This is a genomic window from Ruegeria sp. HKCCSP351 (genome assembly GCF_017872535.1).
Lineage (GTDB): Bacteria > Pseudomonadota > Alphaproteobacteria > Rhodobacterales > Rhodobacteraceae > Ruegeria.
In genome coordinates this window covers 443017-458368 of sequence record NZ_JAEDOV010000001.1, presented here as the reverse complement: position 1 = coordinate 458368, position 15352 = coordinate 443017, and the positions used below count along the sequence as shown (strand labels likewise).

The 15352-nt window shown below is 56.9% G+C and carries 16 protein-coding genes and 1 other RNA gene; 5 read left to right on the top strand and 12 right to left on the bottom strand.

Annotated elements, in window-relative coordinates:
• Window position 1: 1 nt before the first annotated feature.
• From bamA to I9182_RS02195, 12 genes are all read right to left on the bottom strand, one after another.
• Entirely contained in the window at window positions 2-2362 is a 2361-nt protein-coding gene (gene bamA / locus I9182_RS02245; protein WP_209503982.1) for an outer membrane protein assembly factor BamA, read from the bottom strand.
• Between the two features lie 128 nt (window positions 2363-2490).
• The gene (locus I9182_RS20515) at window positions 2491-2619 is read right to left on the bottom strand and encodes a hypothetical protein (RefSeq protein ID WP_267364732.1); all 129 of its coding nucleotides are present in this window, start codon (window positions 2617-2619) and stop codon (window positions 2491-2493) included.
• A 79-nt stretch (window positions 2620-2698) separates the two neighbouring features.
• Complete coding sequence (rseP, locus tag I9182_RS02240; protein WP_209503983.1) at window positions 2699-4051, bottom strand: RIP metalloprotease RseP; 1353 nt, start codon at window positions 4049-4051, stop codon at window positions 2699-2701.
• Between the two features lie 4 nt (window positions 4052-4055).
• Window positions 4056-5228, bottom strand: a complete 1173-nt coding sequence (gene dxr, locus I9182_RS02235; protein WP_209596185.1) for a 1-deoxy-D-xylulose-5-phosphate reductoisomerase — start codon at window positions 5226-5228, stop codon at window positions 4056-4058.
• On the bottom strand, window positions 5228-6010 hold the full coding sequence (locus I9182_RS02230; protein WP_209596183.1) for a phosphatidate cytidylyltransferase: 783 nt from the start codon (window positions 6008-6010) through the stop codon (window positions 5228-5230). The genes dxr and I9182_RS02230 overlap by 1 nt, the downstream gene beginning before the upstream one ends.
• Window positions 6007-6738: an isoprenyl transferase gene (locus I9182_RS02225; RefSeq protein ID WP_209503986.1), complete on the bottom strand. Its 732-nt coding sequence runs from the start codon at window positions 6736-6738 to the stop codon at window positions 6007-6009. Before I9182_RS02225 ends, I9182_RS02230 begins: the two co-directional genes overlap by 4 nt.
• Before the next feature lie 9 nt (window positions 6739-6747).
• Complete coding sequence (gene frr, locus I9182_RS02220; RefSeq protein WP_209596181.1) at window positions 6748-7311, bottom strand: ribosome recycling factor; 564 nt, start codon at window positions 7309-7311, stop codon at window positions 6748-6750.
• A 183-nt stretch (window positions 7312-7494) separates the two neighbouring features.
• A complete protein-coding gene (gene acuI / locus I9182_RS02215) occupies window positions 7495-8490 on the bottom strand; it encodes an acryloyl-CoA reductase (protein WP_209596179.1) in 996 nt (331 codons plus the stop codon).
• 104 nt (window positions 8491-8594) lie between these two features.
• Window positions 8595-9698 carry a dimethylsulfoniopropionate demethylase gene (locus tag I9182_RS02210; RefSeq protein WP_209503989.1) on the bottom strand — a complete coding sequence of 368 codons (1104 nt, stop codon included), beginning with the start codon at window positions 9696-9698 and terminating at the stop codon, window positions 8595-8597.
• Window positions 9699-9833 (bottom strand): DinB family protein, encoded by a 135-nt coding sequence (locus tag I9182_RS02205; protein WP_209503990.1) that lies wholly within the window; start codon window positions 9831-9833, stop codon window positions 9699-9701.
• 154 nt (window positions 9834-9987) lie between these two features.
• Window positions 9988-10692, bottom strand: a complete 705-nt coding sequence (locus I9182_RS02200) for a DUF1326 domain-containing protein (protein ID WP_209596177.1) — start codon at window positions 10690-10692, stop codon at window positions 9988-9990.
• Window positions 10693-10696: 4 nt separating this feature from the next.
• Window positions 10697-11461 carry a DUF2182 domain-containing protein gene (locus tag I9182_RS02195; protein WP_209596712.1) on the bottom strand — a complete coding sequence of 255 codons (765 nt, stop codon included), beginning with the start codon at window positions 11459-11461 and terminating at the stop codon, window positions 10697-10699.
• Window positions 11462-11576: 115 nt separating this feature from the next.
• Between I9182_RS02195 and I9182_RS02190 the strand changes: the two genes are divergently transcribed.
• The 5 genes from I9182_RS02190 (at window position 11577) to ssrA (ending at window position 15301) form a co-directional block, all read left to right on the top strand.
• Window positions 11577-12308, top strand: a complete 732-nt coding sequence (locus I9182_RS02190) for a GntR family transcriptional regulator (protein ID WP_209503992.1) — start codon at window positions 11577-11579, stop codon at window positions 12306-12308.
• Between the two features lie 117 nt (window positions 12309-12425).
• Window positions 12426-13826 (top strand): selenium-binding protein SBP56-related protein, encoded by a 1401-nt coding sequence (locus tag I9182_RS02185; RefSeq protein WP_209596176.1) that lies wholly within the window; start codon window positions 12426-12428, stop codon window positions 13824-13826.
• 13 nt (window positions 13827-13839) lie between these two features.
• A complete protein-coding gene (locus tag I9182_RS02180) occupies window positions 13840-14490 on the top strand; it encodes a hypothetical protein (protein WP_209596174.1) in 651 nt (216 codons plus the stop codon).
• A 65-nt stretch (window positions 14491-14555) separates the two neighbouring features.
• On the top strand, window positions 14556-14918 hold the full coding sequence (locus tag I9182_RS02175; protein ID WP_209596172.1) for a DUF4345 family protein: 363 nt from the start codon (window positions 14556-14558) through the stop codon (window positions 14916-14918).
• Window positions 14919-14954: 36 nt separating this feature from the next.
• Window positions 14955-15301, top strand: a transfer-messenger RNA (tmRNA) gene (ssrA, locus tag I9182_RS02170).
• Window positions 15302-15352 lie beyond the last annotated feature (51 nt).

Genomic DNA, 15352 nt, shown 5'->3' with positions numbered 1-15352 from the left:
ATCAGAACCGGGCCTGAATGGTCAGGTCAAAGTTCTGTTCCTTGTCAAACGTTTCCTTTTTCAGAGCTTTCGAAAAGTTGAACTGCAAAGGTCCAAACGGCGTCTCCCACAAGACCGAGATGCCGATTACGTGACGAATGGACCCGTCTGCACCAACGATATTTGCCCCTGCGGTGTTCACATCGTTGATGTTGTAAAGGTTCCCAACGTCGTAGAACAGACCGCCCCGCAGGCCCAGCTCCTCGGGCAGACCCAAGGGAAAATCGGTTTCAAAACGCGCGACCCAGTAATAGTTGCCGCCTATGGCATCATCCTGGCCATTGGACAAATCACGCGGGCCAAGCCCTGCAGGCTCAAAGCCGCGGAAAGTACGAGGCCCTAACACAAAGCGGTCGACGGTGCGGCTGAAATCATTTCCGCTCCAATTCAACGCACCCAATTCCAATGTGGCACGTAGTACGACTTCTTCATTCCAGACTCGCGTTTGAGCGATGCCGCGCGCGGTAGTCTTGAAATACTTGTTGTCGCCGCCAAGGCCTGCTGCGTCGACGCCCACCTCAAACAGAACGCCTGAGTTCGGGTCCAGACCACCAATCCGGCTGTCATAAATGTAGGACAGTCCCAGCGAGCTGGACGTCCGTTTGCCTTGCGCGATCTCGGACGCAATTACTGCGCCGTTGGCCTGATTGCTCTGTTGCGTCATCTCGCTGCGGTCCCAGCCATAGCGCAGCCGAAGAGCAGACAGTTCACCAATTGCATAGGTTAGTTGAGGTGTGAAAAACAACGAGCTCGTGTCGTAGCTTGCAAAGCCCGAATTGGTTGCCGACAAACCCAGTCCAAGGTCGAAACGCAGCTTGCGGCCAAGCAGATAGGGTTCGGTGAAGTTAATGGTGTACTGTTCCGAATCCTGCGCTGTTGACAGCGACACACCAAGATTCTGACCACGCCCCAGGAAATTTGCCTCGTTCAGGCCGATTGCAATCCCAAAACCGTCTGTGACCGAGTAACTGCCGCCCAGGCTCAGCGAACCTGTAGGTTGTTCTTCGACATCCACATCCAAAATGACCTGACTGGGGGACGACCCTTCCCGAGGTTCGACCTCGGCAACGGCAAAGAACCCGAGCGCATTGATGCGTTCCGCGGCCTGACGGATTTCACGCGGGTTGAAGGGGTCACCTTCTACAGTGTCGAACTGGCGGCGGATCACACGGTCCAGCGTGGTGGTGTTGCCTTCGATATCGATCCGCTCGACAAAGATCCGCGGACCCTTCGTCAGAACAAATTCGATATCCAGAGTAAGGTCGCGGTCATTGCGCGTCACACGTGGTTCCACCCGCAGGAAGTCAACACCCTGTTTCAAGCCAAGACGTTCCTGCCGCGCGATCGAGTTTTCCACCAGCGTCGGCGTATAGGTCACGCCAGGTTTGATTTTCAGCGCATCCTGATACGGCGCTGCATCAACACCAGGAATTTCGCTAACCGTCGTGATCCTTCCAAACGAGAATTTTTGGCCTTCGGTGACGTTCATCACCAGAAAGAACGCATCCCGTTCGCGGGTAAATTCGACGTTCGCGCTGTTCACACGGAAATCAACATAGCCCCGCGACAGGTAGAAATCGCGAATGACCTGTTTGTCGAATTCGATGCGGTCGCCGATAAACGTGTCGTTGCGGAAGAAAGTCCGCAGGAACGTTGCCTGTTTGGTTTCCAGAACCCGGCGCAGCCTCCGGTCCGAAAAGGCGCGGTTGCCGACAAAGCTGACGCGCTCGACCTCAATGGTTGTGCCTTCTGCCACTTCAAAAACCAGATCAACGCGATTATCGCTGCGACGGATGATGCGGGGAATGACAGTTGCCGCGACGCGACCCTGCGCCGAATACACTTCGGCAATGGTATCAGCGTCCGCTTCGGCCGCCTGAGGCGTAAAGACCCGGCGTGGTTGCGATGAGATTACATCCAGAAGAACATCGTCTTTGACGCGAGCATTCCCTTCGATGCTGATCTGGTTGATCGTTGGGTATTCCTGAACCTGAATGACCAGAGTCGTGCCGCGCGGGGTCAGTTCAACTGTCTCAAATACACCACTGTCAAGCAAACGCTGATAGGCATCGTTAAGCTGCCCGGCAGTTACAGTCTGGCCCGGTTCGATTCCGGTCCGAGCGATAATTGTTCCGGTTTCGATCCGGCGGTTCCCCTCAACATCAAACGAGTTGATCGTGTAGCTTTGCGCCGATGCCGCATGTGGAAACGCCAGTAAACTTACCGCAACAAAAAGGAAAAAAACCGTTAGCGCCTGCCACAAAATATTGTTTGTTGGCTTGTGCCCCCCGCAGGATGTGCCTGCGTCTCGCCTGTCAGTCATTTTATGCTCTACCCAGAATTTTGAGACTTTAATGCTGAGTAACGGGATTGAATGAGCTTGTCAAAAGGCGATATCGAAGCAGTCAGGCAGACAGCCACGCGACAACAGGCCTACAATTTTCCGAAGAATCACATTCCCGCGAGGTAAGCGGCTCCAGCCATTGCCAATGCTGTAACGGCAAAACTCAGCATAACGTCCCAGTTCAACATGAAGAGGAAGCTAAAGCTTTGATACGATTTTTTCAGCGTTTTGGACATGACTGTTCCCTTTAGACGGGAATACTGTAACGCCGAAATATGGCGGGAATGCGGCTGGAATTTGCTCCAGCCGCCACATTCAGCAGAACAGGTCGTTGCTGACTGAAAACAGCATCAGCGTCAGAATGATCGCAATTCCAATGCCCATGAGCACACGCAACGCCCTGTCGCTGGGTGGTTTTCCGGCAATGGCCTCGTAGGCGTAGAAAACCAGATGCCCGCCATCCAGCGCCGGAATGGGAAACAGGTTCAACAACCCGACCGCCGTCGACAGAACAGCGATGAAAAAGATAAAGTTCTGCGCCCCCTGGCTGGCCATTGCCCCCGAGGTTTCGGCAATTCCGATTGGCCCTGAGATGTTGCAGGTACTGATTGCGCCCGTCACCATGTGCCACATGCCGGACAAGGACCCTTCGATGATGCGACCAGTCTGGATGACACCGCCCCTAAAGGAATCGAAAAGCCCGGCCGGTACGGTTGCCGGCTCCAGCATCATGCCACCGACGATTCCGATGCGCCAATGCGTGACAAAGCCACCATCAGGCTTGGGCTCGTCCGTGCGCCGCGGCGCAAGGGCAAATTCCAACTCGGACCCATCCCGCCAAACCTCAAGCAGTAAGACGCGACCGTCCGATCCTTCGACATGATCCTTTAGCTGATCGAAGGCAAAGATCGGTTCACCATTAACCGAGGTGATGACGTCCCCTTGCTTCAGCTGGATATCCATCGCCGCGCTGCGCGGGGCAACCTGACGGATCAGCGGCGGGAACATCCATGGGGCCTGAACCTCAAGGGGTTCACCATCCCGGATCACAGAATAATCCAGAACCGGCTGAACAGGCAGGTCGTCGATGAACTCCTTCCATGCGCCTTCTTCGTCATAGTCCGGCGTAGGACGACCGGCGATAGCCGTGATCACATCGCCTTCGCGTAACTCCTGCACGGTGCCTGGCAAAGGCTGCAACGCGCCAACAGTCAGGGGTTCGCGCGAAACGCCCTGCGACCAGAAGATCAGGCCAAAAACGAGAATTGACATGGCAAAGTTAAAGGCCGGGCCAGCGGCGACAGTGGCGGCTCGTGCCCATAGCGGGGCACCATGCATGGTGCGGCGCAACTCCTCAGGACTTTGGGTCGCGATGTCTTCCATCGCTTCTTCATCCTTGCCCGAGGCCGCATTGGCATCGCCCAGAAACTTCACGTATCCACCAAAAGGCAACGCCGCGATCTGCCACTTGGTTCCGCGCTTATCCTTGCGGCTCCAGAGCACCGGCCCAAACCCGAGCGAGAAGACTTCGGCATGGATACCCGACCACCGGCCCACAATGTAATGGCCATATTCATGCACGGCAACAATGACCGACAGCGCAATAACAAAGGCAACAATCGTCCACAGCAGATTGCCGAATTGCGGGATCAGGGAAAGTACGTCCAAAATTCTATCCTGCTCGTTCCATCACAGTGTTATCGACCCACTGACGTGCCAGATGGTCGGTTTGCTGTACGTTATCAAGTGTCATCGGGGCATCAATAAGGCCACCCGTTGCGTCAAATCTGTCCAATACCGCCGAGACGGTATCGGCCATATCCAGAAAACCGATCCGGTGCGCAATGAAGTGATCCAGCGCGCGTTCCTTGGCGGCGTTGAAAACTGCTCCGGCCAGCCCACCACGCTCCATCACGTCCCAGGCAAGTTTAAGGGCTGGATAGCGTGTCAGATCTGGTTCGTGAAAGCGCAGCTGTCCCAGCTTAGTCAGGTCCAGCCGTTGAACCGGCAACTCCTGCCTGTCCGGCCAGTGCAACGCATACCCAATGGCGTGGCGCATATCGGGGGCACCCATGTGTGCCATCATCGCGCCATCACAAAACCCGACCATTGCATGGACAATGGATTCGGGATGAACCAAAACTTCGATTTGATCCGGGGAAACTCCGAAATACTCTTTTGTTTCTATTACTTCCAACGCCTTGTTGAACATCGAGGCGCTGTCGATTGTGATCCGCTGGCCCATATCCCAATTCGGATGGCTGGACGCTTGTTCGACGGTGGCGTTTGCCAAATCCTTCAGCGGCCAGTCCCGGAATGCTCCGCCGCTTGCCGTGATAATCACGCGTTCGACCGCGTCGATATCTTCGCCAACCAGCGCCTGAAACACCGCCGAATGTTCACTGTCGACCGGAAGCAAACGCGCGCCATGGTTTTTTGCAGTGTCCAGAACCAATGATCCGGCGCAGACCAGTGTTTCCTTGTTGGCCAAGGCCAGTGTTGTCCCTTGTTTCAGTGCTTCGATCCCAGGTGCAAGGCCCGCTGCGCCGACGATAGCCGACATCACCCAATCCGCCGGACGCGCGGCAGCCTCGTCGATCGCACGCGCTCCGGCCGCCACTTCGACCCCACTGCCCGCCAAGGCGGCGCGCAGGTCCTCCAACCTGTCTTCATGCGCCGTGACAGCCAGATCAGCGCGCAACCGACGAGCGTCATCGGCAAGTTGTCGAATATTCGCGCCGCCGGTAAGCGCCACCACATCATAATCTTCGGGATTACGCGAAATCAGATCAAGCGTGTTTTGCCCGATCGAACCCGTGGCCCCAAGAACGGAAATCCGGCGCATTACATCTCACCCGGCGTGTACAGAAGCCCTGCAATCAGAACAAACACCGCGGCCCCCATCATGCCGTCAAACCGATCCAGAAAACCGCCATGACCCGGGATCAGGTTCGAGCTGTCCTTGACCCCGAACTTACGTTTGATCGCGCTTTCGATTATGTCACCCGCCTGACTGGCCATTGATGCGAAAACGGAAACAACAACAAAGGCAAATCCGAAACCCGCGTGGCTTGCGAAGGCGATACCGACACAGGCTGCGGCAGCCCATCCGCCCGCCGTTCCCGACCATGTTTTCTTGGGGCTGACCTTTGGCCAGAACTTGGGTCCACCGACCATTTTACCCACAAAATAGCCCGCCACATCCGTGGCAACTACCACCGCGATCAGCCAGACCATCCAGCCAAATCCCGAGTTTTCGCGAATAGAAATAAAACCCAGCCCAGCCGCAACAATCCAGACCGCGAACATGCCGTACAAGGTTTTCGAGCGGCTGATCTGTCCCATACCCACCAAAGCCGGCGCAATCACGACAGGGAGCGTGTATAGCGCCGGTAGGTGGTAGCTGAGGATAACCGCAAACGCAGTCAGAACGCCCAACTGGACGGCCACACCCTGGCTTTCTGGGTCGATCATCCGAACCAGTTCCCAGGTCATCAGGCCACAAGCAGCCGCAATGAAGACCTCGAACCAGAGACCGCCAAGCCAGACTTCGATGGCCCCTATCGCAACCAGAACGGCGGCAGAAAGGACCCGGCTCGTCAGATCAGACCACCGGCCATCACTCATGCCAGAACCGCCCCGTAACGGCGTTCTCTGGCCCCATAGTTGCGACAAAGCCTTTCGAGTTCCACCGCGGTGAAATCCGGCCACAAGGTATCTATGAATTCGTACTCGGAATAGGCGGACTGCCACAGCAGAAAGTTCGAAATCCGTGCTTCGCCACTGGTCCGAATGACAAGGTCAGGATCCGGAAGAACGCGTGTATCCAGATACTTTGGTAACGTTTCTTCATCCACATCCTCGGGTTTGAGCCGCCCGTCGGCCACATCCCGCGCAAGGCGTTTGGTGGCACGTGCCACCTCGTCCCGACCGCCATAGTTCAGGGCTACCGTCAGATGAACAAGGTCGTTGTCCTTGGTTTCTTCTTCCAGTGAATCCATCAGTTCGGTCAGTTTCGAATCCAACCGTACCCGATCGCCAATGAACCGTACCCGGATGCCATTATCCGCCAGGGTCCGTGTCTCCTTGATGATGTAGCGCCGAAACAGGCTCATCAACCCGGCCACCTCAACCTGCGTTCGCTTCCAATTCTCGGTCGAGAATGCAAATACAGTCAGGTACTTGATCCCCAGATGCGGGCAGGCCTCGACAACCTCGCGTACGCGCCGCGCTCCTGCATGGTGCCCAAACAGCCTTGGGCGACCACGCGCCTGTGCCCAGCGGCCATTGCCATCCATAATGATAGCGACATGGCGCGGGCCGCAGACCGGATCGGTTTGGGGATCTTTCGGCATCAGACCAGATCAGACCTGCATAATTTCAGTTTGCTTGGTTTCAAGCGCTGTATCGACTGCCTTGATCATCGCATCCGTCAGATCCTGCACTTCGCTTTCCCACAGCTTCTGATCGTCTTCAGACATACCGTCCGCCTTTGCCTTCTTGATCTGATCCATGCCATCCCGGCGCACATTGCGGATCGCGATCCGGGCGCTTTCCGCATATTGGCCGGCGACCTTGCCCAGTTCACGGCGACGCTCTTCGTTCAACTCGGGAATCGGCAGCATGATGATGGTGCCGTTCAGCTGCGGGTTGATGCCCAGGCCGCTTTCGCGAATGGCTTTTTCAACCTTCCCGACCAATGACTTATCCCACACATTTATAGTGACCATGCGCGGCTCTGGCACGTTGACGGTGCCCACCTGGTTGATCGGTGTCATCGAACCATATGCGTCGACCATGACAGGTTCCAGCATCGAGGCCGATGCGCGCCCGGTTCTCAGCGAGGCAAATTCGGTTCTCAGATTGACCATTGCGCCATCCATGCGGCGTTTCAGGTCATCGGTGTCCAGTTCGAAGTCGTCAGACATGCTGCTCACTCCCCGTATTCAGGTACTCTTTGGATGGGTCTTACGCCATCACATTTGGGATGTATAGCAATCATGAGGCGGTTTTGTACCAATGGCCAGAGGTGTTGCGATCATTTTGTACCAAACGCGCCTCCCCCAAACCCGAACCGGCGCATCAGGTCAGGTTTGGGTCGTCCTCTGGGCTCAGGTATTTACATCGACAACAACGCGCCCTTTGACCTGCCCTTTCAGGATATCGGCACCCAATTTCGGAAGGTCGGACAAAGCCGCCGGTTGAATCATGGCCTCAAGCTTTTCCATCGGCAGGTCGGTCGCGATCCTTTTCCAGGCACGAACCCGGTTTTCATAAGGCTGCATCACACTGTCGATGCCAAGAAGGTTCACACCGCGCAGCAGGAAGGGAATCACCGTTGCAGGCAGCGCCGCGCCACCCGCCAGACCCACGGCCGCGACCGAACAGCCGTATTTCATTTGCCCAAGCACACGCGCCAGCATCGCGCCGCCCACGGCATCCACGCAGCCCGCCCAGGTTTCACTTTCCAACGGGCGCTTGGTTGTCTCATTCAGCTCATCGCGAGGCACTATTGTCGTTGCGCCCAGCGATTTCAGATAGTCTCCGGTTTCGGGCCGCCCGGTCACGGCGGCCACCTGATAGCCGAGATGACCCAGAATGGCTGTCGCCACCGACCCGACACCACCAGCCGCCCCGGTTACCAGAACCGGGCCGCGATCGGGGGTCAGGCCATGATCCTCCAACGCCATCACGGCCAGCATCGCGGTAAACCCGGCAGTCCCAACAGCCATCGCTTGCCGGGCGTCAAGCCCATCCGGCATTGGCACCAGCCAGTCTGCTTTGGCACTGGCTTTCTGCGAATAACCACCCCAGTGCGCTTCGCCTACCCGCCACCCGGTCAGAACGACCTTGTCACCGGGCTTGTAACGCGCGTCGGAAGATGCCTCGACGGTACCGGCATAATCAATTCCGGGGACATGCGGATACGCCCGCACCAAACCGCCCCCCTTGGGGGACAGACACAGACCGTCCTTGTAGTTCACTGTGGAATATTCAACCGCGACCGTGACGTCGCCATGGGGCAGATCATCCAGCGTGAGCTGCCTGACCGACGCGCTCGCCAAACCTCTTTCTTCGTCCTTGTCCATCACAAGTGCATTGAACATCTCTCAATTCCTTTCGTGTTTCTGTAACCGGCCCGTTGCTTCACCTGGCCCTAAATATCCCGGGGGAGTCGCGCAGCGACGGGGGCAGCGCCCCCAAATCCCCTTTAAATCCAGAAATGTGACTGCACGGTCGCGCGGCGCATTCCATCTGGCGTTTCCACGTCCAGCTCCGTTCCCGAATCCCAATGGCTCAGGCGTACCATGCCAATGGCGACGTTGGTGTTGAAATCGGGTGACCACGCGGTCGAGGTCACCTGCCCCACACGCTTGCCGTCCGCGTAAAGGCCCCAAGGTCGGTCACAGCCCGGCACCGGATCGCCCCCAATGGCGACGGGGCGGATTTGCTGAACAGGCCCCTCCTTGGCCACACGCAGCAACGCGTCCCTGCCGATACAGCCAATCGCGGTATGTGTATTGCAGAACTTGCCCAAACCGCACTCATGCGGGGTGTTGTCGTCGGTCATGTCATTGCCATAAGACAGCAGACCACCTTCAATCCGTTCGATCAGGTTCGGGCATCCGGCGCGCACCTGCAAATCTTCCCCTGCTGCAAACAGGGCGTTCCACAGGGGCATGCCGATATCGCTGCCTTCCACATAAATCTCGAACCCGCCTTGTTTGGAATAGCCCGATCGCGCCACAGCCAGATCGCGACCTTCAAACTGGAACATATCGAATTTGAAGAACCGGATGTCGCGCACCCGGTCGCCAAAGACACGCGCCATCAGAGCGTCGGCTTTGGGACCCTGAACAGCAAGAGGTGACACATCCGGTTCGTCTACCAGCACATCCAGACGATATCCAACGGCGATTCCCTTGACCCACAACAACAGATCGCTGTCAGCGATTGAAATCCACCAGCGGTCTTCGGACAGTTTTACCGCAACCGGGTCATTCAGCATACCGCCGGTTTCATCGACGATGGGGACATAGAAACATTGCCCCGGCAACATCCCCCGCAAATCGCGCGGGGTCAGCATCTGCATCAGGCGCGCGGCGTCCGGTCCGCGTAGCTCGATCTGCCGCTCGCATGCGACATCCCAGACCTGCACGTGGGATTTCAGGTGCCGGTAATCGGCTTGGACGCTTTCGAAGACCGTGGGCAACAGCATACGGTTATAAACCGTGTATCCTTTGACCCCTGCGGCCTCGACCCCTTCTGAAAACGGTGTGCGCCGCAAGCGGCGAGAGGCGGAAATCTGCGGCATTCAAACCTCCTTGGGCATAAAGACGATATCGCTGACGGGCGCTTGCGACCCAACTTCGGTCAGAATCTTGCGCATTTGACCCCGGTGGTGGGTCTGATGGTTGAAGAAATGGATCACATAGTTTTCGTAAGGCATTGTGACATCGACCTCTTTTACGACTAAGTAACAGGAGATTGGCCCGATAAACAGGTCAGTTCCTGATGCGACAGCTAATGCAGAAACTCGGCCAACTGCGAGTTTTGCCAGTGTTTTTGGCGCGCCACATCTTGCGCAAACGCGCCTGTGATCATCATTTGGGCCCGTGCCAATCAATCGGGCAAATCTCAGCGGACTTGCCGCCAAAATCCCAAACGCGACCGTAGTCGCGCACTTTCGATTTGGTGCCGCGCGCCACGATGATGTCCGGTCCCATCCAGTATTTTGAGTTTGAAACCATCACGGGATGCTCGGGGTCTTTGCCCGCCAACATCTCGATCTCACCCTGAATCTTGCGACCGATCATGATGCGGCGTTTGGTGCCGTCGCGCTCGATCTGAACCGGCGCCCGTTCGGCCCCGATGATTTCGCTGACGAGCATGGTGAACAGACCGGTGGTACCGCCCGCCTGCCCGCTGAAGATTTGCAGCAGCCCGTTATAGGCTTTGCCGCTGGCGCGTTCGTCGACGTAAGCCGCCACTTTCCACTGGCCTTCACCCATCCGGCCGGGAATATCCACAAGCAGGCCGACATTCAGACCTGACAGGTCCTCGCCCTCATAATGGCCCTCATCAACGATAATACCCATCCAGGCATGGCAATGCCCTTCGGTCGGAGGGTGCGCGCCCAGTGAAACGACGCAGGGACAGAACACATCACACGAGCAGTTCAGGATCAACTCACCCTTGATGGCCCAGTCCGTCGGACTCATCTCGCGCCGTTTGGGATTGGGCATCCGGCTGTCGATGCGTTGGCTGACGGGCAACCGGTCGGCGTCTGGTTTTCTGTTCTTAGCCATTGGCTTATCCTCCGTAGCTAATTGGATAAACGAGCAGAACAAGACCGCCCGCAATCAGCGCAAACCCCATTGGCCGGGTCACAGCATGCCCGATCTGGGGAAGTTTCTCCAATACCATGAACAGGGTCGCGAGCCCCATCCACAACAGGCTCATGACGCCGCCCACAAATCCCAGCGCCATGAAACCCCAGCAGCATCCGACGCAGAAGGCACCAAGGCCCAGCCCCATGCGCACACCGCCCGCAAATCCGGTTTTCCAATGGCCCAGGAAATAGGTCATTGGGGCGTGGCACACGCCATGGCAGACCTCTTTGACGCGCGAGAACTGAAACGCGCCAACCGCGATCATCAACCCGCCCGCAACCCAGCCGGATCTGGCAATGCCCAGCATGTCGATCACACCACCAAACAGCAAAGCCAGTTGCGTTCCCGCGATCACAGCCGCAAATCCGACCCAGACCAAGGAATACCCTGCAAGCACACCCAGCCACCCGGCACGGGTGCCATTGGCGCTTTGGATCAGGTCGTCATAGCTGCGCAGGGTCGGAACAAGCGTTGGCAGCATCATGGCCGCCATCATGATCGCCCACATCCAGAACAGCGTGCCAAACTCGGCCATGGGCATGTACATGTCCATGCGCGGGTCCATCGCAGCCATCACCTGCCCCATGGGCCCCGGACGACCGATCAGGTCCAAGTCCATGTCGCGGCCCATCGCGAACATGACCCACCATGCCCACAGGATCAGGACATAAAAGCCCAGCCACATTCCGCTGCGCAGCCAAGTACGACTCACTTCGGCCTCCCGACTCAACTCTCTTGCTTTTCAAATGTCAGACTTTTAAATGTCAGACAAATAAAAATTTGCTCAGGGTCTTCTGAACATGAAAACCGCGCCTCGGAAAACCGCCGACCTGTCTGCCCAGATTGCACATGCTATCCGGGACGCGATTGTCTCAGGCGAGTTGATCGTGGATGCGCGCCTGCCCTCGGAAGCGGAACTTTCCGAGCAATTTCAAGTCTCGCGCCCAACTGTGCGTGAGGCTTTGAAACGACTGGCGGCACAATCCCTGATCCGCACGCAGCGTGGCGCAACCGGAGGTGCGTTCGTAAACCGTCTGAGTTTCGAAGATGCCTATTCGCAGCAGATCACGACCTCGACCCTGCTGCTGTCGATGAACGCGGTTAGCTTTGATACGGCCTGCGAGGCCCGCTATGCGCTGGAGCGGGCCTGTGCCCCCCTGTCTGCCCAAAGACGAACGGCGGATCAGCTTGCCACGATGCGGGCGGAAATCTTTCGCCAGGCTCAGCCCGGTCTGACGGATGAGGCGTTTTGTGCCTCAGACGTCACCTTCCACAGGGCCCTGGTAGACGGGGCCGACAACCCGGTCCTGTCCTATCAACTGGCTGGCGCGGTCGAGGCGATGCAGCCTTTGATGAACATGATTACCTTCACAGCTCGGTCGCGCGAAGAAATCATCGCAATGCACACCAGAATTGCGGACGCGCTTGAAGCCAGAGACGCAGATATTGTCGACACGGCGTTGGTCGACCTGGAGCATTACACACAGCAACTGGCCCACGATGTGGCCGAACGCAAACGCAAACCGGCCTGAAGGCTTAGACGGAAACATACTTTCAAAGGCAGAGGTACGAGCAGGCAGAATGTCATCCGGCGCCAAGACCGGAACTCTCAATAAGAATTGAATGACAATGATTTACGGGAGGACGTTATGAACAAAAGACCGGACCCAACCTTTTATCCGTCGGCCAAGCTGGCGATGGAAGGCCCCGCAGAAACGCTTGCTTTCACGCTGATGCTCAGCCCCGATTTTTCGCAACCCGACGGGCTGGCAGTTGTGAATGTCGATCCGACCTCGGCCGATTTCGGGAAGATCGTGCACCAGGTGATCATGCCCGAAAAAGGCGACGAGTTTCACCATTTCGGTTGGAATGCCTGTTCGTCGTCGCTGTCCCCGCTCAGCGGTCATGCCTTTCTGGAACGTCGCTATCTGATTATCCCCGGTATCCGGTCGAGCCGGATATACATCATCGATGTAAAGAACCCGCTTGAGGCGAAGATTCACAAGATCATCGAACCCGAGGAAGTCTTTGACAAAACAGGGTATTCACGACCACACACGATCCATTGCGGGCCGGAAGGCATCTATGTGAGCACGCTGGGCGGCGGCGGTGAGGACGGCACGGATGGCCCTCCGGGTATTTTCATCATGGATTGTGAAACCTTCGAGATCATCGGGCGCTATGAGATCGAGCGCGGCGTGCAGGACAAGCATTATGATTTCTGGTGGAATCTGCCGCGCGATTACATGGTCAGTTCCGAATGGGGCCTTCCCCCGCAATTTGAAAACGGGCTGGTGGCCGAGGATCTGCTTTCGAACAAATACGGTCACCGCATCCATTTCTGGAACCTGCGCAACCGGACCAATATCCAAACCATCGATCTGGGCGAAAACCACCAGATGGCGCTGGAAATCCGGCCCGCGCATGACCCGGTCAAACAATACGGGTTCTGTGGTGTTGTCGTCGATACCACCAACCTGCAAGGCGCAATCTTTACGTGGTGGCGCAATGAAGATGGCACGTTCGAAGCCAAGAAAACGATCACCATCGACCCACAACCCGCTGATCCTGATGATCTTCCTGATCTTCTCAAGGGGTTTGCCGCTGTACCGCCACTGGTCACCGATATCGACCTGAGCCTGGATGACAAATACCTTTATGTCGCCTGCTGGGGCATCGGTGAGATGCATCAATATGATGTGTCCGATCCGATGAACCCGACCCTTGCCGGGAAGGTCGAAATCGGAGGGATTGTCAAAAAGACCAAACATCCGAACGGTCAGACCTTTGGCTATGGCCCGCAAATGGTCGAGATCAGCCGCGATGGTAAACGCGTCTATTGGACCAATTCGCTTTATTCCACGTGGGATGATCAGTTCTATCCCGAAGAAGGCGGTGCGGCCATGGTCAAGGCGGATGTCGGCGACAATGGCGGGCTGGTTTTGGACCCGAAGTTCTGGGTCGATTTCCCCAAAGGATATCGCAGCCACCAAATCCGGCTGGAGGGCGGAGATTGTTCAACCGACAGTTTCTGTTACCCTTCGGTCTGAATTGGAAATCCTGATGACATCAACGGCTGGCCTTTGGCTGGCCGTTGTTCTGAGCGGCGCGTATCACGGGCTGAACCCCGGGATGGGCTGGCCGCTGGCGGTTTCGTCAGCCCTGATGGAGCAGCGCCAATCCGCCCTCTGGCGCGCGCTGGCAGCTTTGGCCGGCGGGCATTTTGTTGCCATGCTGGGTGTCCTTCTGCCCTTTGCCATGATGGCCGTTTTGGTCGATTATCAACGGGAAATCCGCATCGGGGCTGCGTTGATTGTCATCGCGATGGGGCTTTACATTGCGATCACCCGCCGTCACCCCCGTTTTCTGTCGCGCATACCACCCAGCAAACTGGCGCTGTGGTCGTTTCTCGTGGCTCTTGCGCACGGGGCCGCCCTTATGCTGGTTCCGATCTATCTGGGCCTGTGCCAGCTGGATGAACTCGATGCCGGTCATCAGGCGATTTCCAAAATCATGACAACAAACGGCCTGCTGGTTCTGGGGGTCGCGGCCTTGCATACCGCCGCCATGGTTCTGGGCGGAGGGTTTTTGGCCTTCGTTGTTTATCGTTGGTTGGGGCTGCGTTTTCTGTCCCGCAGCTGGTTCAACCTGGAACTCATCTGGGCGCTCAGCCTTGTTTTGGTTGGTCTTTTAGGGCTGTGGTCGGCGGTTTAATCGCTTTCCTTTGGGTCGCAACACACTATCCTTAGGTGCTGATACCGCAATTCAATGAGGCCCGGATGATCACGACTCTGAATGTCATTGCCGCGTTGCTGACAATCGGTTTTGGCCTGTTCGGCTTTCTGGCACCAGCTCATACCGCCAACGCGCTGGATCTGGCACCCACCAACAGCACCATGGGTCTGAGCGAACTGCGCGCTTCGGTCGGAGGGCTGTTTGTCGTCTCGGGCATTGCTGTCATCTGGCTGAATTCTCCGATGGCCTACACGATGTTGGGCATTGTCTATGCCGGTGCCGCACTGGGCCGCTTCCTGTCACTGGCGCTAGATAACCCGCCTTTTTTGAAGGCAGCGACTTTTGGAGGAATCGAACTGGTTCTGGCGACATGGTTGATCGCCGCCAACTTCAATAGGGCCGCGTAACGATCTGTAATTAAAGCTAACAAAGATGTGCAATCCGGGTTTGCATCCGTCGCTGACCTCACCTATATATGAGGTGTCCTTCGGGACTATGGACATAAACGCGCTCGTAATAAGCGGATCGGACCCGGGGGCGGTACCCGGCGGCTCCACCAAAATCCTTCGTTTGAGGATCACGGGGCCGAAACAGGATCGACGAACGTCTAAAGGGGTAAGCTTTGTCTCGGCTGTCTGCCACCGTTACCGGCGAAAACAGTACAATTGCAAACGACAATCGTGCTCCGGTTGCAGTTGCTGCGTAAGCAGTAACAAGACCGAAACTTAAGTCCTTGCGCCTAGCCGCGTAAGGCGGGGTTCGCAGGTACCTGGCAACAGAAACCTGCACTTCCCCCCAATATGTCTGAGATTTACGCCGCCTTTGCGCAGATTCAGAGTTT